This window comes from Arthrobacter sp. MMS18-M83 (genome assembly GCF_026683955.1).
Lineage (GTDB): Bacteria > Actinomycetota > Actinomycetes > Actinomycetales > Micrococcaceae > Arthrobacter.
Map to the genome: position 1 here is coordinate 1628798 of NZ_CP113343.1, position 22510 is coordinate 1651307.

The 22510-nt window shown below is 63.1% G+C and carries 19 protein-coding genes and 2 pseudogenes; 19 read left to right on the plus strand and 2 right to left on the minus strand.

Features of this window, described 5'->3' with window-relative positions:
* Positions 1 to 50: 50 nt before the first annotated feature.
* The 7 genes from OW521_RS07680 to pknB are packed head-to-tail and all read left to right on the plus strand — an operon-like array spanning position 51 to position 9690.
* On the plus strand, positions 51 to 794 hold the full coding sequence (locus tag OW521_RS07680; RefSeq protein WP_268024238.1) for an FhaA domain-containing protein: 744 nt from the start codon (positions 51 to 53) through the stop codon (positions 792 to 794).
* A gap of 5 nt (positions 795 to 799) precedes the next feature.
* The gene (locus OW521_RS07685) at positions 800 to 1282 is read left to right on the plus strand and encodes an FHA domain-containing protein FhaB/FipA (RefSeq protein ID WP_265978293.1); all 483 of its coding nucleotides are present in this window, start codon (positions 800 to 802) and stop codon (positions 1280 to 1282) included.
* Between the two features lie 59 nt (positions 1283 to 1341).
* Positions 1342 to 3084, plus strand: a complete 1743-nt coding sequence (locus tag OW521_RS07690) for a PP2C family protein-serine/threonine phosphatase (protein ID WP_268024240.1) — start codon at positions 1342 to 1344, stop codon at positions 3082 to 3084.
* Complete coding sequence (locus OW521_RS07695; protein WP_268024242.1) at positions 3081 to 4448, plus strand: FtsW/RodA/SpoVE family cell cycle protein; 1368 nt, start codon at positions 3081 to 3083, stop codon at positions 4446 to 4448. The genes OW521_RS07690 and OW521_RS07695 overlap by 4 nt, the downstream gene beginning before the upstream one ends.
* Positions 4445 to 5902, plus strand: coding sequence for a penicillin-binding transpeptidase domain-containing protein (locus OW521_RS07700; RefSeq protein WP_268024244.1), 1458 nt, complete (start codon positions 4445 to 4447; stop codon positions 5900 to 5902). Before OW521_RS07695 ends, OW521_RS07700 begins: the two co-directional genes overlap by 4 nt.
* A complete protein-coding gene (locus OW521_RS07705; RefSeq protein WP_268024245.1) occupies positions 5899 to 7698 on the plus strand; it encodes a protein kinase domain-containing protein in 1800 nt (599 codons plus the stop codon). Before OW521_RS07700 ends, OW521_RS07705 begins: the two co-directional genes overlap by 4 nt.
* A 6-nt stretch (positions 7699 to 7704) precedes the next feature.
* Positions 7705 to 9690, plus strand: a complete 1986-nt coding sequence (gene pknB / locus OW521_RS07710; protein ID WP_442781235.1) for a Stk1 family PASTA domain-containing Ser/Thr kinase — start codon at positions 7705 to 7707, stop codon at positions 9688 to 9690.
* On the opposite strand, the pseudogene OW521_RS07715 reads toward pknB, so the two are convergent.
* Positions 9687 to 10327: pseudogene (locus OW521_RS07715) on the minus strand (anthranilate synthase component II). The gene pknB and the pseudogene OW521_RS07715 overlap by 4 nt on opposite strands.
* Before the next feature lie 170 nt (positions 10328 to 10497).
* Positions 10498 to 11286 carry a class E sortase gene (locus tag OW521_RS07720; protein WP_268025747.1) on the minus strand — a complete coding sequence of 263 codons (789 nt, stop codon included), beginning with the start codon at positions 11284 to 11286 and terminating at the stop codon, positions 10498 to 10500.
* A 237-nt stretch (positions 11287 to 11523) separates the two neighbouring features.
* On the opposite strand from OW521_RS07720, the gene OW521_RS07725 reads away from it, so the two are divergent.
* The 12 genes and pseudogenes from OW521_RS07725 (at position 11524) to OW521_RS07780 (ending at position 21775) form a co-directional block, all read left to right on the plus strand.
* Complete coding sequence (locus OW521_RS07725) at positions 11524 to 11775, plus strand: cell division protein CrgA (RefSeq protein WP_268024247.1); 252 nt, start codon at positions 11524 to 11526, stop codon at positions 11773 to 11775.
* 42 nt (positions 11776 to 11817) lie between these two features.
* Complete coding sequence (locus OW521_RS07730) at positions 11818 to 12327, plus strand: methylated-DNA--[protein]-cysteine S-methyltransferase (protein ID WP_268024248.1); 510 nt, start codon at positions 11818 to 11820, stop codon at positions 12325 to 12327.
* Positions 12327 to 12833 (plus strand): RNA polymerase sigma factor, encoded by a 507-nt coding sequence (locus OW521_RS07735; RefSeq protein ID WP_268024250.1) that lies wholly within the window; start codon positions 12327 to 12329, stop codon positions 12831 to 12833. Before OW521_RS07730 ends, OW521_RS07735 begins: the two co-directional genes overlap by 1 nt.
* The gene (locus OW521_RS07740) at positions 12830 to 13450 is read left to right on the plus strand and encodes a methylated-DNA--[protein]-cysteine S-methyltransferase (RefSeq protein WP_268024252.1); all 621 of its coding nucleotides are present in this window, start codon (positions 12830 to 12832) and stop codon (positions 13448 to 13450) included. Before OW521_RS07735 ends, OW521_RS07740 begins: the two co-directional genes overlap by 4 nt.
* Positions 13447 to 14142: an alpha-ketoglutarate-dependent dioxygenase AlkB family protein gene (locus OW521_RS07745; protein WP_268024254.1), complete on the plus strand. Its 696-nt coding sequence runs from the start codon at positions 13447 to 13449 to the stop codon at positions 14140 to 14142. The genes OW521_RS07740 and OW521_RS07745 overlap by 4 nt, the downstream gene beginning before the upstream one ends.
* A gap of 56 nt (positions 14143 to 14198) precedes the next feature.
* Positions 14199 to 14801, plus strand: a complete 603-nt coding sequence (locus OW521_RS07750; RefSeq protein WP_268024256.1) for a DNA-3-methyladenine glycosylase I — start codon at positions 14199 to 14201, stop codon at positions 14799 to 14801.
* Positions 14802 to 15108: 307 nt separating this feature from the next.
* Complete coding sequence (locus OW521_RS07755; protein WP_268024258.1) at positions 15109 to 15471, plus strand: ArsR/SmtB family transcription factor; 363 nt, start codon at positions 15109 to 15111, stop codon at positions 15469 to 15471.
* The gene (locus tag OW521_RS07760) at positions 15468 to 16523 is read left to right on the plus strand and encodes a cation diffusion facilitator family transporter (RefSeq protein WP_268024260.1); all 1056 of its coding nucleotides are present in this window, start codon (positions 15468 to 15470) and stop codon (positions 16521 to 16523) included. Before OW521_RS07755 ends, OW521_RS07760 begins: the two co-directional genes overlap by 4 nt.
* Positions 16524 to 16641: 118 nt before the next feature.
* Positions 16642 to 17997 carry an FtsW/RodA/SpoVE family cell cycle protein gene (locus tag OW521_RS07765; RefSeq protein ID WP_268024262.1) on the plus strand — a complete coding sequence of 452 codons (1356 nt, stop codon included), beginning with the start codon at positions 16642 to 16644 and terminating at the stop codon, positions 17995 to 17997.
* A 722-nt stretch (positions 17998 to 18719) separates the two neighbouring features.
* Positions 18720 to 19922 (plus strand): annotated as a pseudogene (locus OW521_RS07770) (IS110 family transposase).
* 99 nt (positions 19923 to 20021) lie between these two features.
* Positions 20022 to 20801, plus strand: coding sequence for a hypothetical protein (locus OW521_RS07775; RefSeq protein WP_268024264.1), 780 nt, complete (start codon positions 20022 to 20024; stop codon positions 20799 to 20801).
* Between the two features lie 545 nt (positions 20802 to 21346).
* The gene (locus OW521_RS07780) at positions 21347 to 21775 is read left to right on the plus strand and encodes a hypothetical protein (RefSeq protein WP_268024266.1); all 429 of its coding nucleotides are present in this window, start codon (positions 21347 to 21349) and stop codon (positions 21773 to 21775) included.
* The last annotated feature ends 735 nt before the right edge of the window (positions 21776 to 22510 follow it).

The following is a 22510-nucleotide window of genomic DNA, read 5'->3' on the forward strand; positions in this document are numbered from 1 at the left end:
TCGTCCTGACTACTTATACTGCAGGGCAACGAAACGGAAGGAGAAGGGCCATGGGTTTGCTTGACAGGGTTGAACGCGGCATCGAAAAGGCCGTCCGCGGCGTCTTCTCCACCGGATCGCGTGCGCGTGTGGAGCCGGTGGAGATCGCCAGCAAGCTGCGCCGTGAACTGGACAACAAGTCCATCACCATTGCCGCTGGCCGCACGTTGGCACCCAACGTCTTCGAGGTCCTCTTGAGCAATGAAGACTTCGGTCGCGCCCAGGAGTGGGGAACTCCCCTGGCCGAAGAATTGTGCGATGTCGTGATACAGCACGTGCGCAGCCAGGGTTACATCCTCCAGGGGCCGGTACGGATTTCCTTCGTTCACGACGAAGCCCAGCGCGAGGGCCACCTCGAAATCACCTCCAGGACTGAGAAATCCAACGGGTCCGCCGCGCCCGCTGCTCCGCGGCCCAATGTCCCCGCAGCGCCGAGCCGCCAACCCACAAGGCCCCAGCCCGTCCTGGACATTGGCGGACAACGCTATTCCCTCAACGCACCGTCCGTCGTGCTGGGCAGGTCCTCCGAGGCCGACATCCTGGTCGACGATACCGGTGTCTCGCGCAGGCATTTGGAAATCCAGACAGCTGCCGGAGTCATTCGCGCTGTCGACCTGGGTTCCACCAACGGAAGCTATGTCAACGGCCATAAGGTGGATGGCAGCGTAGAACTTACTGACGGATCGACCATCACCATGGGACGGACCAAGATCATCTTCAGACTTCTTTCCCTGCCTGCTGGTGGGCGCCCGTGAGCGACATCAGCGAACTGACCATCACCGCACTCCGTTTCGGCTTCCTGCTGCTGCTGTGGGTGCTGATCTTCAGCATCGTCTCGACCATGCGCCGAGATCTCGTGATCGGCCGCAAAGCAGCCATGGGAACGCCGACGGCGCGTGAGGTGCGAAAGCATCCTGAGCTCGCCCCTGCGCCGCCCCAGCCCGTGAAGCAGCATGCTCGTCAGCTCGTCGTGGTCGAGGGTCCACTCAAAGGGACCACCGTTCCTTTGGCCGCGAGCCCCATCCTGCTGGGCCGGGCACAAGAGGCCACGCTGGTCCTTGAGGATGACTACGCCTCGGGTCGGCATGCGCGCCTTTTCCCCCAAGGCAGCCGATGGTTCATCGAAGATCTCGGCTCCACCAACGGCACCTACCTCGCCGACCAACAATTGACCCGCGCCCTGCCGGTGGAGCTTGGCGTCCCCGTGAGGATCGGCAAGACGGTCATCGAATTGAGGGCGTAGCCCATGGCTTCCCCCAGACTTCCGAGGGCAAGGCCCTGCCTCCGGAACGCTCGCTGATCATGCGCTACGCGGCGCGGTCCGACGTCGGGCGCATCCGCTCGAAGAACGACGACTCCGCCTATGTCGGCCGCCATCTTGCCGTCGTTGCGGACGGCATGGGCGGCCATGCGGGCGGCGACGTTGCCTCGGCATCCACGGTGCTGGACATGATCCACCTTGACCACGATTCCTATCCGGATGGCGCCGAGACGGTGTTGGCGGACGAAATCCAGACCGCCAATTCCCTTCTCTCCGAGCTTGTCCATGTAGACCCGAAACTCGCAGGCATGGGCACCACTGTCACAGCCCTTCTCCTCGAAGGCAGGCGGCTGCACTTCGCGCACATCGGCGATTCCCGCGCCTACCGTTTGCGCAATGGCAAATTCGAACAGATCAGCGTGGACCACACTTTCGTCCAAAGACTGATCGACGAAGGCCGGCTGCGCCCGGAGGAAGCTGAAACCCACCCGCACAAGAACGTCCTCATGCGCGTTCTGGGCGACGTGGACGCGAGCCCCGAACTTGACCTGGACGTGCTCGACGTCGAACCCGGCGAACGCTGGCTCCTCTGCTCCGACGGCCTGAACTATGTCCAAGGGGCAGTGGTGGAGCAGGTGGTTCGGGAAACCAAGGACCTCGCCGATTGCGCCGAGCTCCTCATTGAGCTCACACTGGCGAATGGGGCTCCGGACAACGTCACCGTGGTGCTCCTGGAAATCGTGGAAGGGGCGGGCGACGAGCTCAGCACGGCCGCCGTCGAGGTCGTCACCCCCGCAACTGTCACCCCAGGAGCAGTCGCCGCACCCAACCCGGCCGCGCCAATCGCAGACGCGCCGAAGGCTGCCGATACGGGCAGAACTGCCGGAATGACCGGTCCGAGCAAGGAAACCACGCTCGATGGCGGCGCGAAGGCGCCTGCCAAAGGCCCCTCAGCCACTAAACCTGCGTTCAGCCAAGCCTCGCCGACGGTCGTACCGGCGGCCAAGCCGAGGGAAGCAACCCTCGACGCCGGAGTTTCCGCCGCCGCCGGTCCCGCCAAACCCGCGGGAGCAACCGAACCTCCGACCGCGACAGACCCCCACTTGGGCGAACACCTATCGGCGGAGATCCTCCGTGAAGAACTCTCAAGCCGGCCGCACGAATTGGTGGGCGCTGCCGCTACGGCGGCCGAAACGGGTTCGATCCCTACCGTGGCTGGACGCAGCGTTGCACGACGCGCTGCCACGGTACTGACGCACAAGGCCGAACAGGACCGCCCGGAGGTACAACCGCTTGTCGCCCGGAGGCGGCGTTGGTTGACGCCCGCAATAGCCGCTCTCTTGGCGATTTTTGTGGTCGCGGGGCTGTGGCTCGGATATGCGTGGACCCAGACGCGGTATTACGTCGGTGAATTCGACCACCGCGTGGCGATCTTCAATGGGATTTCGCAAAGCCTTGGCCCGTTCCAGCTCTCGAAAGTGGAGGCTGTCACGGAGATCCGCGTGGACTCATTGCCGGAATACTCGCGACAGAGCATCCGCCAGACCGTTCCGGCACGCGATCTCGGTGATGCCCAGCAGATTGTAAAAAACCTGCAAGATACTGGCACTACCGGTCTGCCGGCCAATTGCCCCACAGGCACGCCCAGGCCGACGGCAAGCCCCACCGCCACAGCAAGTCCCGCGACAGCAAGCCCCACCGCCACAGCGAGCCCAAGTCCTTCAAACGCGCCGACATCGTCACCCACGTCCACGCCGGTCCCTTCGTGCGCGGTGTCCCCATGATTCAGGCTCTGACTACACCCACGCCGCGCCGCAATGTGGAGCTCGTCCTCCTTATCGTTTCCCTAGCCGTGGGAATCGGTGCAAGCGCCATGGTCGGGCTCAATAGCGCGGCCGCTTTCGACAGCGATTTCTGGTTCCAGTCGAGTCTTCTGGTAGTGGCCGCATTCGCTTTCCACACGGTCTTGAGGTTCCGCGCAAAATATGCCGATCCGATCATGCTTCCGATCGTGGTTGCGCTCAACGGCTTGGGGCTGGCCCTCATCCATCGCATGGACCAGCCCGGAGAAGACACTGGCAACAACCAGCTTCGCTGGACCCTCCTGGCCATGGCCGTGTCAATCGCCGTGATCTGGCTCCTCAAGGACCACCGGCTCCTTCGTCGTTTCACCTTTATCGCGCTGGCGGCCAGTGCGATTTTCCTGGTGTTGCCCCTCGTTCCCGGCATCTCCGCCGGCGAAGTGCTAGGCGCCAGCGTCTGGATCCGCCTGGGTCCCATGACTTTCCAGCCGGGCGAGATCGCCAAGATTACCCTGGCCATATTCTTCGCGGGCTATCTTTCCTCCAATCGGGATCTCATCCTGCTGGCTGGCCGCAAGATCGGCCCCATGCAGTTGCCCCGGTTCAAGGACCTTGGCCCGATGATCACGGCGTGGCTCGTGAGCATCGGCATCCTGGTCTTCCAGCGGGACCTCGGCACCTCGGTCCTCTTCTTCGGCTTGTTCATCGTCATGATCTACGTGGCAACAAGCCGCATCAGCTGGGTGGTCATCGGCCTCATACTGATCCTGGGTGGCGGATTCCTGGCATCGAAGTTCTTTGCACACGTCGCATTCCGCTTGGACAGCTGGTGGAACGCGTTCACTCCGGAAGTCTTCGACCGGTCCCCCGGCGGTAGCGGACAGATCGTCCAAGGCCTCTTCGGCATGGCCGACGGCGGCCTTGCAGGCACGGGGCTCGGACAAGGCAGGCCGGATCTGGTGCCCTTCGCCAACAGCGACATGATCATCGCGCTCATCGGTGAGGAACTGGGACTGATCGGTCTCTTCGCCGTCGTGATGCTCTACATGCTCCTCTTCACCCGTGGTTTCCGCGCAGCACTCGGTGCGCGGGACGCGTTCGGCAAGCTCCTCGCTTGCGGCCTGTCCTTTGCCATCGCGACTCAATGCTTCGTGGTGATCGGCGGCGTCACGCGGCTGATCCCGCTGACGGGGCTCACCACTCCCTTCCTCGCTGCAGGCGGTTCCTCCTTGCTTGCCAACTGGATCATCGTGGGCTTGCTGCTCATGATTTCCCACACCGCGCGAGGCCCGGTAGACACAACGCCCATTACCCATGCCCCCACAGAGGCGGTGAAGACCCCATGAACCATTCCATACGCAACTCGTGGCTGGCAGCCGTTGCCATGTTCGCCCTCCTCTTCGGCGCCATCAGCTATGTCCAGGTCATCGGCGCCGGCGACCTCAATGACAATCCGTGGAACCAGCGCGCCGTCCTGGCGAACTACTGCAACGACCGCGGTGCCATCATCGTGGGCGGCAAGCCGATCGCCGAATCCGTTGCCGGGGACGAAACCTGCAAGTATCAGCGCAGTTACGCCCAGCCGGAACTTTACGCCGGCATCACGGGATACTTCTCCAGGACCTATGGATCCACCGGACTTGAGCAGCAGCTCCGCGATGAGCTGGCCGGCAGCTCCGATCAACTTTTCCTGGACCGCGTCAGCCAGATCTTCCTCGGCAGCCAGCCGAAGGGTGCCTCGGTGGAATTGACTATCGATCCCGCGATCCAGAAACTCGCCTACGACCTCATTCCTGACGGCCAGCGTGGCTCGATCGTGGTCACCAATCCGAAGACGGGCGCCATCATTGCCATGGCTTCCAAGCCGTCCTACGATCCCAACCTGATCGCCACGCATGATTCTGCGAAGGAAAAGGCAAGTTACGAGCAACTCAACCAGGTTCCCGGGATCAACCTGAACCAATCCGTGAGTGGACCCACGGGTGCGCTGCTGGCGCCCGGCTCGGTGTTCAAGCTCGTCGATACTGCGGCTGCCTTGAACTCCGGAAAGTACAACAAGGACAGCGTGCTGCCGAACCCTGACAGCTTGCCCTTGCCCGGTTCCAATGCATCATTGCCCAACTATGCAGGCGGCAACTGCTCAACCCGGAGCACGGCCGATTTCGCCTTCGCCTTGGAGCAGTCCTGCAACACGCCTTTCGCCAGCATCGCCCTCGACTTGGGGCAGAAGGCCATCGCGGACCAGGCAAGCAAGTTTGGCTTCGGGCAGGATTTCGGGGACCTCCTCAAGCTCCAGTCCGCTGTCAGCGTCTTCCCCAAGGACCTGGACCAGGCGCAGCTCGCCCAGTCCGCCGTCGGGCAGCGTGACGTCAGGGCCACTCCGCTGCAGATCGCGCTGATGACCGCGGCAATTGCCAATCATGGAGTCCAGATGAAGCCGAGCCTCATTAAGACGGTGCGCGCCCCCGATCTCCGCGTCATCAGTGAACCCAAAGCCGAGACCTTGCGTACCTCCACCACACCCGAGATCGCCAGCCAGATCACATCGTGGATGACCGACGTCGTATCGAAGGGCATCGCGAGTGGCGCTGCGGTTCCCGGAGTCCAGGTGGCCGGCAAGACCGGCACCGCGCAGTTGGGCGACACGGGCCTGAACAACTCATGGTTTACCGGGTTCGCCCCGGCCAATGACCCGCAAGTGGCCGTCACCATAGTCATGCAAGGTGTTGACGTGTCTACCGGTGCAAAGCTAACCAGTCCGAACGCGAAGAAGATTTTTGAGGCGGTGTTGAATAAGTGAGACCTACGTCAGGAATCACCCTCGGCGGCAGGTTCCAGCTGACCAGTCGCATTGCGATTGGCGGCATGGGAGAGGTCTGGAGGGCCAAGGACCAGATCCTTGGCCGGATCGTCGCAATCAAGGTACTCAAAGAGGAATATACGGGTGACCCCGGGTTCCTCCAGCGTTTCCGCGCCGAGGCCCGCCACACCGCATTGCTAAACCACGTGGGGATCGCCAACGTCTTCGACTATGGCGAAGAAGATGGATCCGCCTACCTGGTGATGGAGCTCGTACCGGGACAGCCGTTGAGCAGCATCCTGGAACGTGAGCAGGTCCTCTCGCCGGACCGCACCCTGTCCATCATTTCCCAGACCGCCCGTGCGCTGGCCCCTGCGCACGCACAGGGCCTGGTACACCGCGATATCAAGCCGGGCAACCTCCTGATCACGCCGGACTTCCGCGTCAAGGTTACCGACTTCGGCATTGCGCGCCTCGCCGACCAAGTCCCCCTCACGCAGACCGGCCAAGTCATGGGAACTGCCCAGTACCTGGCCCCGGAGCAAGCCACGGGACAGACCGCAACGGGGTCCTCGGACATATATTCCCTCGGGGTTATCGGCTACGAAGCCCTCACGGGGCATCGTCCGTTCTCCGGTGAATCCCAGATCGCAATTGCGCTGGCCCAGGTCAACGACGCCCCGCCGCCCCTGCCTGAGAGCCTCCCAACTCCGGTACGCGCCCTGCTGATGTCGATGCTCGCCAAGGATCCGAAGAACCGTCCCGCAGACGCGATCAAGCTGGCCGAGGCCGCAGAAGCTATCCGCGCGGGCGACATTTCCGCGGCACACGCCGCCGTGCCTGGAATGTTGCTGTTCGAATCCGCCACAGGCCCCATCACCGCGCCGACTGACCTCGCCACCGCCCCCACGGGCATTGTCGCCTCGCCGTACGGCAAGGAAACGCGTTCGACGTCGACGTCGGCCCTTCCGGTGATCGGCGCCGCAGCAGCGGGCGCCGCAGCAGGGGCTGCGGCCGAGGGTGGAAATGCTCTCTCCCGCGCAAATGCCCTGGCCGCCGAACGCAGCTTGGAGCAAGCTGACGAGCACGACCACTACCTCGCGGAAGAAGAAACATACGAGGAGGGGCCCCAGCGCAAGAAGCGCAGCCCGTGGACCTGGCCCCTCGTCGCGCTGATCGTGCTCCTGCTCTTCGCCTTGGTTGGTGTGATCCTGTCCCAGTCGGGGCTTTTCTCGCCAAGGAATCCGGCCCCGGCCACTTCAAACTCTCCGGTCCAAATCTCAAGCGCGCCGCCAAGCTCGGCGAGTCCGAGCGCCACGGAGACGTCGGCCGCCCCGACGCCCACCACGCCCACTGTGGAGACTGTTAACCTGATCCCGGAAGCATACAAGGGCCAACCGTATGACAAGGTCCGTGCAGACCTCAGCGCGCTCGGCATGGGCGTTAACGGAGTCCAGGTCTTCGATCCCTCGACGCCGGGCACGGTCATCGACATCAACCCGTCCGGCCCGCAGCCCAAGGGGACCACCATCACCGTCAATTACTCCAAGGGTCCGCAGATGGTTTCGGTTCCGACCATTGGCAAGGGCGCCTCCGAGTCAGTCGTGCAGGCTGCCATCGAAGGTGCCGGCCTGCGCTGGGTCGCGGGTACCCCTGTTGATGGAGCAACCGGCCAGGCGCCTGGGACATTTGTCAGCTCCGATCCCGCCGGCGGACAGAAAGTGCCTTCCGGATCCATAGTTACCTACCACCTGTCCAAGTCGACCGCGTCTCCTTCTCCTAAGACCACCCCGTAGGACACCATGACGACCGGACGCTCCACACCTGCCCACAGAGAGGACAGCACTCCAATGACAAACCAGCGCGTCCTCAACGGGCGGTACGAACTCGGTGAATTGCTCGGCCGTGGCGGTATGGCGGATGTCTACAAGGGCACCGACACCCTGCTCGGCCGAACCGTGGCGGTGAAACTGCTCCGCGCCGATCTTGCCCGCGATCCGCAGTTCCATGCTCGCTTCAAACGCGAGGCCCAGGCAGTAGCGGCCCTGAACCACTCCTCAATCGTGGCCATCTATGACACGGGCGAGTACACGGTGTCCGGTGGTCCGGGCGAGGACGTCCGGGTCCCCTACATCGTCATGGAATACGTGTCCGGGCGGACTATCCGCGACCTGATCCGTGCCAAGGAACTGGACATCGATCAAGCCATCGAGTTCCTCCTTGGCGTCCTGTCCGCCCTTGAATACAGCCACAAAGCCGGAATCGTCCACCGCGACATCAAGCCGGCCAACGTCATGGTCTCCGGGGATTCCAACGACGTCAAGGTCATGGACTTCGGCATCGCCCGGGCCATGGCTGACTCCGCGGCTACCATGACCCAGACCCAGGCCGTGGTTGGAACAGCCCAGTACCTCTCGCCCGAGCAAGCCCGCGGCGAGACCGTGGACGCGCGTAGTGATCTGTACTCTGCGGCGTGCCTGCTGTTTGAGATGCTCACGTCCCGGCCCCCGTTCACCGGCGACAGTCCTGTCTCCGTGGCCTACCAGCATGTCCGAGAAATCCCCGAGCCCGCCAGCAGTTTCAATCCGGCAGTGTCGGAGGCATTGGACAGTGTCCTGGCCAAGGGCTTGCAGAAGGACCGCGCCGACCGTTTCCAGGATGCGGCCGCCTTCCGACGTGCCTTGCGTGCCGCCAGAAACGGCGTGGCAGTCCCTGCGTTTTCTCCTGGGCCCACGGACTCCCAAGAAGTAGTACCCTCGACGCAGCACCTTCCCGAAGGTGGCTTGGCGCGCGGCCTGACGGGCGCCGAATTCCTGGACAGCACCCTGAACGGGAGGCTGGGCAATGCCCAGGACGCCGGCGACCAGGACACCCTGTTGGCCCACTATGCCGGGGAACCGGGATCGGAGCCAGATCACGACGGCGCCATGCCGCTTGGATTCACCCCCGAACTCGAGCGTTCCCCCCGCCAGAAGTCCCGCCGTCGTGCGTGGGCCGCAGTCGTGGTCATCTTTACGCTGCTTGTCCTGGCCGGCGGTGGATTCTGGTTGTACAGCACCGTGAACCAGAAGCCAGCGCCGCCGGCGCTGGTCGCGGTACCTCAAGTGGCCGGCATGAGCGAGGCCAAGGCATTGCAAGCGCTCTATGGCGCCAATCTCAGCCCGGAGTCGCGCAAGGTCCCGCACGACACCATCGCCAAGGGCACAGTGATCAACACGGACCCAAGCGTTGGGTCTCAAGTGGCGCCGAACTCACACGTCATACTGAACGTTTCAGACGGTCCGGTCTCCGTAACCGTGCCGGCGGGCCTGAGCGGCCTGACCGAGGCCGCGGCGCGTGACCTCCTGCGCCAAGCCGGCCTCGTGGGCGGGTCCAGCACCTTGTCCAATAATCCTACAGTTCCCGCAGGCTCCGTCATCAGCACTAAACCCGCTTCAGGGGCGGTCGTGGGCGCGGGAAGCACTGTTGATTTGGTGGTGTCCACCGGCAAGGTGTCCGTGCCGCAACTCGTTGGTTTGAATGTGGCGGATGCCGAGGCCTTGCTCAAGGAGAACGGCCTGACGATGGCCGTCACCGAGCAGGAGAACTCGCAAGTAACGCCTGGAAAGGTCACGAGCCAGGGGGATGCCTTCAAGTCCCTTGTGGACCAAGGCAAAACCATCAGTGTGATCGTTGCAAAGGCTCCCGCTCCGCCCCCTAGCCCCAGTCCGACACCCTCCCCCAGTGACACCCGGAGTCGCGGAACCGGGTTGGGTAGCTTGGGCGACGTAGGCGGCTTGGGAGGTTAGCGCTGGATCAGGGGACTAAGGGTGGCGGCACGAGCGGCCGCACCGGACATCCCGAGCGATTCGAGCCAGTTGCCGAGCATGAGGTAGCCACCTTCGGTGAGCACCGATTCCGGGTGGAACTGCACACCACACAGCGGTGCCGTGCGGTGCTGCAGACCCATGACCACCCCGCTGGCGGTTTCAGCGGTGATTTCCAGAATGTCCGGGATGCTCTCCCGCACAGCTGCCAGGGAGTGGTAGCGCGTGGCCGTCACCGGCGAGGGCAGCCCGGCGAAAACGCTCTTGCCCCCGTGATGCACCGGTGAGGTCTTGCCGTGCATTAGCTCCGGTGCATGTGTGACGATTCCACCGTACGCCTCCGCCAGCGCTTGGTGGCCGAGGCAGACGCCGAACATCGGCTTGTTGTTGTCGCCGCACCACTTGATCAACTCGATGCAGACGCCAGCCTCGGCAGGGGTGCCGGGACCGGGGAGATCAGCACGCCGTCTCGAGCGTCGGCAAGCTCGATCGCCTCGGCGAGGGTGACATCATCATTGCGGACCACTGTGGTTTCCGCGCCGAGTTCCTGCAAGTAGCCGACGAGGGTGTAGACGAAGCTGTCGTAGTTGTCTACGACGAGGATTTTTGTTGTGCTCATGGCTGCTGTGCTGAACCAATCGTTGAGTCGGTGAAGGTAGTGAACTGTGACATCCAAGGGAAGAGGATCTGGACCATCAGGACAAGCGCGCATGCCGCGAGGGCCACTGATGTCAGGATACGAACCCAAAGGGGTCCCGGAAGGTGGCGGAAAATCCATCCATACATGGCTTAGCCCTTTCCGCGCGTCTGCGCGACTTGCTTGGCAATGTCCTGAGGTGGGCCGGCGGATGCGGGTTGCCAGCTTTCCAGAACGGAGAACGCGATGATGCGTTCTTCCGCACCGAAGCGCGGATTGCAGCTGGTCATGGTCAAGTAGCTTTCGGTAGGCGTCGCACCAGGCTGTGTAGGGACCGGGAGAAGGACGTCCGTCCGCGAGGGCAGCACGATCTGGTTGTTGCGGAAAACGTATGTGTAGTAGCCGTCTTTGGTCTGCACATAGATTTTGTCGCCTGGTACCAGGAGATGGATGTTGTCCAGCACAGCGCCGTGGGTCTGGCGGTGACCGGCGACGGCGAAGTTGCCGGTCGCCCCGGGCATGCTGGTGGTCCCGTAGTGGCCCAGGCCCAGGGTGTCCAGGATGTCGGAGCCGGTTCCTTCGATGATGGGGCGCGAATAATCAGGGCCGAATCGGGGAATGTACATGATGCCGATCATTCCGCCGTGCTCGGGTTCCTGCGCAACGACGGGTTTCCCGTAGCTCGGCGCTTTGGCAGGGTCAGCGGGGGCAACCGGTTCAACCGGTCCCGCAAAGTCCTTGGCGAATCCCTGGATGGCCTGGCTTTGCTTCACGTCGGCTTCGACGTTGGTCCACCACAGCTCCCACGCCACGAAGAGCAACAGGATGACTCCTCCGGTGAGGAGGAGTTCGCCGATGATCTGGACCACCTTGCGCACAACGTCACCGGTGCTCGGCCGTCCCTTGCGTTTCCCCGAGCGGGGCCGCCGGGAACCTTCGATGCCGCTCCCTGTGCCGTCGTCGGCCACGGCAGCGGCCTGCTGCGTCTGCTGCTGCGCCACTGGATCTCCTCTTCACAGGCACGGACGCCCGACGACGAGCGGCCTCCGAAATCCGGCTAGACTTGACTGCTAGTACGAACCCGGAATTGCCGCGTGCACGTTGACCGCTGGAATTTTCCTTCCTGCAGGATATCAAGCTGACGCGTGGCCATTCATTCACCCGGCCCAGGAGGATCCGTGCCCGAGTCCAAGCCCCGCAAGAGGGCCGCCCGCCCCGCCGAGGCGGCTACTGCGCAGCAGTACAAGCCGAACCCAGTCTGGTACAAGCCAGTCATGTTCGGCCTCATGATCATTGGCTTGCTGTGGATCATCACTTTCTACATCACCAGTGGTCAACTTCCCGTGCCAGCGTGGGAGTCCTGGAACATCGTGGCAGGCTTCGGCATCGCGATTGTCGGCTTCCTCATGACCACGCGCTGGCGCTCTTAAGCGGCTACCTCACATTTCAACCGCCTGCACCGTCTACTAGACATGACCACCAGGCACACCACCATTGATTCCGCGCTGGGCCAGCTCACGCTGACTGCCCGTGGCGGGCTGTTGACGGGCATCTTCTTCGAGGGTCACTGGCATATGCCGCCCACGGAATTCTTCGGCCAAGCCGTCCCGGCCGATGACCCCCTGTTCCAGCAAACAGCCGCTGAGCTCGGCGAATACTTGGCCGGCGAACGGACGGTGTTCGACGTCCTTTTCAAGGCTTCCGGGAATCCCTTCCAGGAGAGGGTCTGGGCCCGGCTCCAACAAATTCCGTATGGGGAAACCGTTAGCTACGGGCAACTGGCCACCGAACTTGGTGATCGCAACCTTTCCCAGGCCGTCGGTTCGGCGGTTGGCCGCAATCCGCTAAGTATCGTCATTCCGTGCCACCGGGTAGTAGGGCACGACGGGAGGCTCACCGGATACGCCGGCGGACTGGACAACAAGCGGTTCCTGCTGGAACTCGAGGAACCAGCGGCGGCTAAGGAAAGCAAGCTCTTCTGATGGAGCCCAAGAAGCCGTTCGAGCTGATCGTCCGGGAGCACGGACCCACGGTGCTCCGTGTATGCCGTGCGGTTCTTGGCCCCCACGACGCGGAAGACGGCTGGTCCGAGACGTTCCTCTCCGCCTTGAGGGCCTACCCTGAGCTTCCTGCAGGCGCCAACATCCAGGCGTGGCTCGTCACCATCGCCCACCGCAAGTCCATCGACATCGTCCGTGCGCGGAATCGCCAGCCAGTTCCCGTAGATGTGCTGCCTGTGAGCCATTCCGGGCTCGGCATCCCCGGCGACGGCCATGCGGAAGTGCTCGACGCCGTCGGGCAGCTTCCACCGAAACAGCGCCGGGCGGTGGCGTACCACTACCTCGCCGGGCTTCCGTACAAGGACGTCGCCGTGCTTCTCGGCGGAACCCCCGACGCCGCGCGTCGTGCAGGTGCCGACGGGGTCAAGGCGCTTCGCACCATTCTCGTCGATAGCTCCGTGAGCTACGTGAAAGAAGAGACCCCATGACCATCGACCACAACGAACCCGACGTCTCCGAGCTCCTCGCACCCTTCGATTCCGTTGAACCAGACGTCCTCCAGCGGCTCCACGACCGTCTCGCAGCGGCGGCCGCGGAACAACACACCCTCGATATCGCCTACCGCACCGTGGATTCCCCGATCGGCAAACTGCTGCTCGCGGCAACGGAGCGCGGCATGGTGCGCGTTGCCTTTGAAGTGGAAGACCACGACGCCGTGTTGCAACTACTCGCTGAAAAACTCAGTCCGCGGATCCTCTTCTCAGCTGGCCGCCTGGATCCCGCTGCCCGCGAACTGGATGAATACTTCGGCGGGACGCGCCACAATTTTGACCTCCCCTTGGATTTCAGCCTTTCGCGTGGATTCCGGCTCAGCGTCCTGGAGCATCTGCCGCACATCGCGTACGGGCACACGGAAAGCTACGCTCAAGTGGCCCTGGCGGCGGGAAGACCGCGAGCCGTGCGCGCCGTCGGCACTGCCTGCGCCACCAACCCGCTGCCGGTGATTGTTCCTTGCCATCGGGTGGTGAAATCCGATGGATCGTTTGGCAACTACCTTGGCGGCACGGAGGCCAAGCGCACCTTGTTGGCCCTTGAGGCAGCATGAGCTCCGGATGGACGGAACCACTGTTTCCGCTTGAGTTGCCGGACGCGCCCGACGCCGGTCCGCGAGAAATCGCGCCCGGCGCCGTGCACGTTCCGGGCTGGTTGAGCCTTGAACAGCAGAGGTGGATCATGGCCCGTTTCGATGAATGGACACATGGTCCAGTCCCCTTGCGTGCGCCAGTTCTTCCCGGTGGGCACCCAATGTCCGTCCGGACGGTTTGCTTGGGCTGGCACTGGCGGCCGTACAAGTACACACGCGAGGCCTTCGACGTCAACGGATGGCGGGTCCTGGACTTTCCCGACTGGATGGTTCGGCTTGGCCGCAAAGCATTATTCGAGGCATACGGTGATGCGGCCGAAGCCGCCAGCTATACGCCGGACACCGCGCTGGTGAATTTCTACGACGACGACGCCAAGATGGGAATGCACCAGGACAAGGACGAGAAGTCCCGGGCCCCTGTGGTGTCACTCAGTATCGGTGACAGTTGCGTCTTCCGATTCGGGAACACTGAGACCCGCACCAAGCCGTACAACGACGTCGAACTGTCCTCCGGCGATCTGTTCGTGTTCGGCGGTGCATCGCGTTTTGCGTACCACGGCATCACCAAGGTGCTCCCCGGAACGGCCCCCGAGGGCTGCGGACTGCCCAGTGGGCGGATCAATATCACCATGCGTGTCACTGGGATGTCGTAGGGCTGGGGCACAATGTCAACAACAACTTCTGCCCAGCTTCCTGTGGAGGAACACCCATGACCCCGCCCGAGAACGGCACCATCATTGGCGATGACGGCCTCGCCCGGCCACCGTGGGCATCCGCTGACCCGCTCATGCGCGACTACTACGACCACGAGTGGGGCATGCCCGTGCGGGACGAGCAGGGCATGTACGAGCGCATCAGCCTTGAGGGTTTCCAAGCGGGTCTCTCTTGGGCCACTATCTTGCGCAAGCGCGAAGCGTTCAGGTCGGCTTTCTTGAATTTCCACCCGGAAAGTGTGGCGGCCTTCACCGAGGCGGATGTCGAACGGCTGATGCAGGATCCAGGGATCGTGCGCAACCGCCTCAAGATACGCGCGGCCATCACCAACGCCAAAGCCACCATCGCCCTACGCGGCGAAGGCGGACTGGTGGACTTCGTTTGGTCCTTCCAACCCGTGTCAACGCCTGAACCGCGTACCTTTGCCGATGTCGCCACCCAGTCGCCGGAATCGATCGCTTTGTCCAAGGCCCTGCGTAAGAAGGGCTTCGCGTTCGTCGGGCCAACCACCATGTATGCGTTGATGGAGGCGATCGGCATCATCGATACCCATCTGGTGGACAGCCATCGTCGTGGCAGCTCTGGAGTTTGGCTCTGATACCCGATGTTCTTTCCACAGAAGTGCGTAACTTTATCCACAGCTGTGGACAATTTATGTGGACATCCACTTACATTGTGCGAAAAATCGCGAGATACGGGTGAATCCAGGGCCTGCACGCTTTCCACAGAGGTTTTACCCAATGTGAACAACGCTGTGGATAGTGTTCCCGGGTTCATCGAGAGTTCACCGCGGATGCATTGAGAACTTCATTCAGCCCGCTGGACCCTGACCGCCTGATGGCCCTCCCTGGACCCTTCCGGGTCTTCGATGTGGCTTTAGTCGCGATGTGTGAAAGAATCTGCGTATGAATGCAGATAAGAGTGCCTGCTCGCTGGGTGTCGACAGCCAGTACGTTGAGTTGGCCGTGGAAGTGTTCGCGATGCTGGCTGATGCCACGCGGGTACGGATCATCCTGGCGCTCCGCGACGGCGAAATGGCCGTCGGCGCGCTGGCGGACCTGGTGGGGAAGTCCCCGGCGGCAGTATCGCAGCACCTTGCCAAAATGCGCCTGGCGAGGATGGTTTCCACGCGGCAGGACGGAACCAGGGTTATGTACCGGCTGGAGAACGAGCACGCCAGACAACTTGTGGCAGATGCCATCTTCCAAGCAGAACATGCCCTCGGCGGCACCCCTGCACACCACCGCGCAGAACAGGCAACGGCATGAGCAGTCACCAGCAAGTTGATCATCACGACGACCACGTGCACGACCATGACCATGACCATGACCATGAGCACGCTGGACACGAGCACGAGCATGACCACCAGCACGAGCACCATGGGGGCCTGAAGGGCTGGCTCTACGAGCTTTTCGTCCCGCACACCCACGACTCGGCCGATTCCATCGACGATGCCCTTGAGTCCAGCACCCAGGGCGTCCGGGCTCTTAAGATCAGCCTTTTCATACTCCTTGCCACCACGGTCCTGCAGTTTCTCGTGGTCCTTATCAGCGGCTCCGTCGCTTTGCTGGCTGACACCATCCACAACTTCTCGGATGCGCTCACCGCTGTGCCCCTGTGGATCGCGTTCATCCTGGGACGTCGGGCGGCAACTCGCCGCTACAACTATGGATACGGGCGGGCGGAGGATCTTGCGGGACTGTTCATCGTCGTCGTGGTTGCGCTTTCTGCGGTGGTCGCCGCTTGGCAGTCCATTGACCGCTTGTTCCACCCGCAACCCCTGCACAACCTGTGGTGGGTTCTCGCGGCCGGACTCATAGGCTTTGCAGGCAATGAAATTGTGGCTGTCTACCGCATCAGGGTCGGCCGGCAGATCGGGTCCGCTGCACTGGTCGCCGACGGCGTGCACGCCCGCATCGACGGATTCACCTCCCTCGCCGTGGTACTTGGCGCCGGCGGCGTGCTGCTCGGATTCCCTTTGGCCGACCCCATCGTCGGCCTGCTGATTTCGGCGACCATCATCGTCCTGCTCTGGGGCACCGTACGCAGCGTCGGACGGCGCCTGATGGATGGAATAGAACCCGAACTCCTCGACAACGCCCAAGCAGCGTTGGAGAGGACCCCCGGTGTTCTTTCCGTGCCGAAGCTGCAGCTTCGCTGGGTTGGCCATCGCCTTCAGGGGGCGGCCACCATCGTCGTCGCCAACGCAGCACTCTCAGCCGTGGAAGAAACAGTTGATGACGCCCGGCACCAGCTTGAGCGTGCGCTTCCGAAGCTCGACGACGTGGTGATTCAGCCTGTGACAGGGCCTGCCAGCTGACGCGCCAGGTTCCATTCCCAACAGATGCCTAGCTGATCGGGCTATGATGACGCACTGAACACGGACCCGCTGAGAGGAACCCACCCGGGCCGCCCGAAATCCACGAAAGAAGATGCCAATGAGCCAGCAAGCGATTCTGGCGAAGCCTCGCCGGAACGTAGAAATGGTGCTGCTGGTACTCGCCCTTGGTGTCGGCATCGGAGCCATCGCAATGACCAGCGTGGACAAGAAGGAAGCCCTCGACTTTGGATTCTGGCTCCAAGCCGGAACGTTGACGGCGCTGGCCGGGGTGTTCCACGTTGTCCTGCGGTTCAGGGCACGGTATGCGGATCCGGTGATCCTCCCGATCGTCGTGGCCTTGAACGGCTTGGGCATCGCCATGATCCGACGCTTGGACGCGTCAACCGGTAGCACTGCCGGGACCAATCAGCTCAACTGGACGATCGTCTCGGTCCTGGTCGCGGCCGCTGCGCTGTGGCTGCTGAAGGATCACCGGATACTGCGCCGGTACACCTTCATTGCACTTGCTGTCAGCGCCGCCCTTCTCATCCTTCCCCTCGTCCCGGGCATTTCCGCCGGCGATATCAACGGCGCGAATGTCTGGATACGCGTCGGGTCCCTGCAGTTCCAGCCCGGGGAGATCGTGAAGATCACGCTCGCCATCTTCTTCGCGGGATATTTGTCCTCCAACCGGGACTTGATCTTGTTGGCGGGCAGGAAATTCGGGCGCCTGCAGTTTCCCAGAATCAAGGACACGGGGCCTATGGTCACCGCTTGGGCCGCGAGCGTAGGCGTACTGGTCTTCCAGCACGATCTAGGCATGTCCATATTGCTCTTCGGGCTGTTCATGGTGATGATCTACGTTGCCACGAGCCGAGCCAGCTGGTTGGTTCTCGGCTTGGTGCTCATGGCGGTGGGCGGATACGCCGCGGCGAAGATCTTCTCCCACGTCGGCTTGCGGATCGACGCTTGGGTCAATGCCTTCGACGCCCAGGTGTACACCCGCTTTCCCGGGGGTAGTGCCCAGATTGTCCAAGGCCTCTTCGGAATGGCCGACGGCGGCCTGATCGGAAAAGGCCTCGGGCTCGGAAGCCCTGACCTTGTGCCCTTCGCCAACAGCGACATGATCATCGCCTCCCTCGGGGAAGAACTAGGCCTGATAGGGCTGTTCGCCATCGTGCTGCTCTATTTGCTGCTTTTCACCAGGGGATTCCGGGCCGCGTTGGGCATCCGGGATGCGTTCGGGAAACTCCTCGCCTGCGGGCTGTCCTTCACCATGGCGATTCAGTGCTTCATCATCATCGGCGGCGTCACCCGCCTTATCCCCCTAACCGGACTGACGACGCCGTTCCTCTCCGCGGGCGGGTCCTCCCTCCTTGCCAACTGGATCATCGTCGCCCTGCTGCTGCGGATCAGCGACGCAGCCCGCAGGCCTCAAGCGATCGCTTCCCAGGACGAACACGTCTCGGCCTGACGCGCGTCTGCGTCACTCGATTGCCGTGTGCCAAGCACCGGGGAAAGCAGCTTCCGGAAGTCCCTCGCCGGGTTGGCGACACGTTTCCGGCACTCGTGACACAGACAGTGTCCGGCATGCGAATGAGCGTGAATCTCCCCCGCAGACCTGTTGGGGGTCCGCGGGGAGGCGTCCTACATGGATCGCATGTCAGGCCCAGCGATGATGGGCGGTCAAGAGCGCCGCCAAGAAAATCTCTGGCAGGTCTTGGCCGCAGCAGTCCCTTCGTCATTTCTTTCCCAGCTGGGGTTTTACGCAATCTTGCCCCTCCTCCCGGCCCTGCTGGCCGGTCGATGGCACGTTACTGCCGGATGGGAGACCGGCGTTGCGCTTTGCTCTGTCTGCCAGCATGCGCGCCGCTGCGGTGCTGTTGAGCAGGATGATGCGGACATGGCCCTTGCGACTATCCGTCTGCGGAGGGCTCAGCATTGCAGCGCTGTCCTTATGTTGTTACCGGGCTCAGCTCCACGGCCGTTGTAGGGTCGTGGCTTCCCGGGGGAGGCGGGTATGGCTTTGTTGCTGTGGCCGGACGACTGATGTCGTGACGGCTCCGAAGGATTGGCCGCCCGCCGCCCCGCGATGACCCGACCGCTCATTGAGAGACGCGACTTGAATCGCCGGATAAGGACACGACGGCGCGGTTATCTGCCGGGCTCCACCCATCCGACAGACTGGAGGCTGTTTTGGCGAAATTGTGGGCCGGTATCGACGCCGGCAAAGCCCATCATCACTGTGTCGTGATCGACGCCGACGGAAACCGGCTGCTCTCGCAGAAAATCCGCAACGACGAACCGGCCCTGCTCGACCTCATCGGCGCCGTCCTGAAAATCGCCGACGGCGAGGTCATCTGGGCAACGGACCTGAACCACGGCGGCCCGGCGCTGCTGATAGCCATCCTCGTCGCCCATGGCCAGAACATCCTCTACATCCCCGGCCGGGTCGTCCACCAGGCCTCCAAGCTTTACCGAGGCGAAGGCAAAACGGATGCGAAGGACGCCGCCGTCATCGCCGACCAGGCCAGGATGCGCAACGACCTGCAGGCCCTGCGGGCCGGGGACGAGACCAGTACCGGGCTCCGGATCCTCACCGCCCGCCGGGCCGACAAATCAGCGGACCGGGTCCGGGCGATCAACCGCTTGCAGGCCCAGCTGCTGGAATACTTCCCCGCGCTGGAGCGGGCCTTCGACTACAGCCGCTCCAAAGCCGCCCTGTTGCTGCTCACCAGACACCGGACTCCGGACGGGATCCGCCGCGCCGGGCAGGCCAGGATCCATGCCTGGCTGAAGAAGCACGGTGCCCGCTCCTCGGCGGCCGTGGCCGGAGCAGCAGTTGAGGCCGCGAAGTGCCAGCACACCATCGTTCCCGCCCAACACCCCGGAGAGCAGATCGTCGCCGCCCTCGCCCAGGAGATCATCGCCCTGGACAAGGAACTGGCCGACCTCGATGCGCTGATCAGCCAGAAAGTCACCGAACACCGGCACACCCCGACCCTGCTGAGCATGCCCGGCTTCGGCCCCGTCCTCGCCGCGGAATTCCTCGGCGCCACCGGCGGAGACCTCACCGTCTTTGAAACCGCCGACCGGTTCGCCGGCGTCGCCGGACTCGCCCCCGCACCCAGAGACTCCGGCAGGATCAGCGGCAACCACCACCGCCCCCGGCGCTACGACCGCCGGCTCCTGCGGGTTTTCTAACTCTCCGGCCTCTCGGCCCTGAAATCCTGCCCCGCCTCACGGGCCTACTACGACCGCAAACGCACCGAGGGCAAGACCCACATCCAGGCCATGCTCTGCCTGGCCCGCCGCCGGCTCAATGTCCTCTGGGCCATGCTCCGCGATGGCACCACCTACACCCCAGTGCCCGGGCCGCCCGCCCGACTGGCTGCCTGACCTCCCAGGAACCGGGGTACACAATCATTGACACGGGAGCAGCGCCGGCGTTCGATGATCGCACAGGGTCACACTCTGTCGAGGAGGAGGGGACCGTCCATGCTGGTGGTAAAGAACCCTAAATCGGTGTCCGTGATGATCGGCGGTGGCTTGGTGATTGCCGGATGCCTGGGCATGTGGCACGCTGCCGTGCTGTCGATTGGACCACAGGACGGCAGGAGCATCGGGTTTTCTTTCTTCTTCGCAGTCTTTGCCCTGGTCCGAGGCGTCGTCATACTGTCCTGGGACCGCCGGTCACAGCCTACGACCTTGCTGCGAATGCAGGCTGCGGACACCCTTCCCGGACTCCTGCCCCTGGCCGTGTTCGCATCCACCCTTCTGTCCGTGCCCGAGCTCGCAGATCCTGCCCGTCCGTACCTGTGGATGGCCGGTCTGGTTCTGGCGTCGGCCGGCATTTCAATAGCGCCGTCAGAACAGGCGGCTCGCTCGGAGATCCCGCCCCTGCGTCCCGGACGTTACCTGGACTGGCTTAGATGGCAGAACTTCGGGGCCAGTACCTTGCTGCTCTCGATTTTCTTTACAGCCATGTTCTTTACCTATCCACGGCGATCTGACGCCCTCACACCGCTGATCATCTTCTTGGCCGTTGCCCAGGCGACCGTGAGCGTCTGGCGCATCATAGAACACCGCCAGCTTGCAAAGGCGGGGGTGCACCTGTCCGGTCTGCAGATCAGCTGGTTGAGGGTCATCCATATCAAGCGCGGACATGAGGCGGCCGTGAGGGAGTTGCGCACCATGTATCCCAAGATCAGCCCCCTGGACGCCGACATCGTCATCGAAAACCTCTATCGCACGGAGGAAGCACCAGACCTCCAGTGAGTATCTGCAAGGAAATTCCGGTCACTTACCCTATGCATCGTCGTGACGTGCTGGCTCTGCAGCGTCCATGGACCGATAAAGAGGTCTAGTCCGGATCGAGGCCGAAATTCCGGCTTCTGGTCTGTGGGCCTAGGCGGATCGAAGTCGGGAAGAGCCTGACGAGCTCGGGCATGTTCAGCCCTCCCACGAACTCCGGGCCCATGCGCTGTGCCTTCTTTCGGTTACCCCGAGGGGACGGGTGATGGACCTCGCTTCGCTCGGACAGCACAAGCTTTTCCCTTTTTCTTTTTTGCTGCTGTCCGTTGGATTGTACGTGCCCGCTCCACCGGCTCAACCGTCCTGCGGACGGCCGCGCAGCGCATGCCTCGTGTCGGCGCTGCGCTTATTTCCTCCCACAATCCATCCACTGCTTGCCCTTCGGGTTGCCCCGGCTCCGTCGGGCACAGCTACGCGATGCTCCGCCAGCAGGCAAAAACATGGTGGGGGAGAGGGAGAGCCGGTACTCCAGGCACCCGCCCAGCCCGAGCGAAACGGCACATCACCTCATGAGCACAGGAAAGTTGACCCGCACGGTCACCGCCGACACCGCGGAAGCGGTCACGGCACCGGTCCTGCCCGCCGACGACCGGGCCGGGGACGGGTACGACTGGATGGACACCCTCGAAGGCACGGCCTGGTCGGTCCTGCCGAACTGGGGTAGCGAGGGCTGGGACGCCGGATCATGGCCCCACATCATCCTCGCCGTCGCCCGCACCCGGGACGTGAACGGGGAGCTCTTCGGTTACGGCACCTGCTTCGAGGGCGACACGGCCTCACACTGGTTCCGCTCCCAGAACGCCTGCTTCGAAGCGATCACCGGCGAGGTGTTCTTCCACTGGGCCTCCGGCCAGTCCGACGGCCCGGAAAACCTCCCCGCCGCGGCCGCCGAGCTGCCGGAGCAGGACCGAAGGCCGTATCCGGGCTGGACCAGCTAAAGGGTCTCGTGAGGGTGTCCCGGCCACGACCAGCCGGGACACCCCCACGGCACGCCAACATCCGTTGACAACATCATTGAGATTCCTTCGGATCCCTGGGTCTTGCGAACCAGGTGGCCAACGTCGTTGTTCTCCTTGGTGTCGCGGGCGTAGGGATCAGTGTCAGCGGAATGGCACTTCGAGTCTTCGCCACAGAATCACTCCAGTCCTCTGATCGGAGAACGACCGTCTTCTCCGCAATCCAAGTAGGCGCAAATCTCGCTGCAGCAGCTGGCCCGCTTCTGGGTGTGCTGCTCCTAAGCAGCTCAGCGGCTGCTCTTCTTTGGTGGGTTGCGTCAGCATACGTTGCTGCTGCCATGGTTTCTGCGATTTTCGTTCCTCCAACACGACCGCGCACCTCTACGGAACGGCCACCGCTCACAAAGGAAACGTTCACCGCGCTTGTCCTGGATCGGAAAGTCCGGGCGGCCGCGATCACCTCCGCGACTGGTTGTTTCCTCTACGCGCAGCTCTTCTCTTCGATCTCGATCCACCTCCTCTCCGTTGCCGAGGCCGGCCCACTAAGATCGTCGGTTTTTGTCGTAAACGCCTTGTTGGTGGCGGCCATCCAGGCTCCATCAGCTTGCTCATGAACAGAAGAATGCGCGGTGGAACGGCTCCTTTTGCATTCATGCGGGGAGGAGTTGCTATCTTCGCCGGCGCGTACCTTGTCATAGCCCTGTTAGGGGGCTCACT

Excerpts from the sequence above, each read along its gene's own strand:
- OW521_RS07730 (WP_268024248.1), top strand. The coding sequence starts at position 11,818 with ATGACCACCAGGCACACCACCATTGATTCCGCGCTGGGCCAGCTCACG.
- pknB (WP_442781235.1), top strand. The coding sequence starts at position 7,705 with ATGACGACCGGACGCTCCACACCTGCCCACAGAGAGGACAGCACTCCA.
- OW521_RS07775 (WP_268024264.1), top strand. The coding sequence starts at position 20,022 with ATGCTGGTGGTAAAGAACCCTAAATCGGTGTCCGTGATGATCGGCGGT.
- OW521_RS07750 (WP_268024256.1), top strand. The coding sequence starts at position 14,199 with ATGACCCCGCCCGAGAACGGCACCATCATTGGCGATGACGGCCTCGCC.
- OW521_RS07745 (WP_268024254.1), top strand. The coding sequence starts at position 13,447 with ATGAGCTCCGGATGGACGGAACCACTGTTTCCGCTTGAGTTGCCGGAC.
- OW521_RS07760 (WP_268024260.1), top strand. The coding sequence starts at position 15,468 with ATGAGCAGTCACCAGCAAGTTGATCATCACGACGACCACGTGCACGAC.
- OW521_RS07700 (WP_268024244.1), top strand. The coding sequence starts at position 4,445 with ATGAACCATTCCATACGCAACTCGTGGCTGGCAGCCGTTGCCATGTTC.
- OW521_RS07680 (WP_268024238.1), top strand. The coding sequence starts at position 51 with ATGGGTTTGCTTGACAGGGTTGAACGCGGCATCGAAAAGGCCGTCCGC.
- OW521_RS07695 (WP_268024242.1), top strand. The coding sequence starts at position 3,081 with ATGATTCAGGCTCTGACTACACCCACGCCGCGCCGCAATGTGGAGCTC.
- OW521_RS07780 (WP_268024266.1), top strand. The coding sequence starts at position 21,347 with ATGAGCACAGGAAAGTTGACCCGCACGGTCACCGCCGACACCGCGGAA.
- OW521_RS07765 (WP_268024262.1), top strand. The coding sequence starts at position 16,642 with ATGAGCCAGCAAGCGATTCTGGCGAAGCCTCGCCGGAACGTAGAAATG.
- OW521_RS07735 (WP_268024250.1), top strand. The coding sequence starts at position 12,327 with ATGGAGCCCAAGAAGCCGTTCGAGCTGATCGTCCGGGAGCACGGACCC.
- OW521_RS07690 (WP_268024240.1), top strand. The coding sequence starts at position 1,342 with ATGCGCTACGCGGCGCGGTCCGACGTCGGGCGCATCCGCTCGAAGAAC.
- OW521_RS07740 (WP_268024252.1), top strand. The coding sequence starts at position 12,830 with ATGACCATCGACCACAACGAACCCGACGTCTCCGAGCTCCTCGCACCC.
- OW521_RS07755 (WP_268024258.1), top strand. The coding sequence starts at position 15,109 with ATGAATGCAGATAAGAGTGCCTGCTCGCTGGGTGTCGACAGCCAGTAC.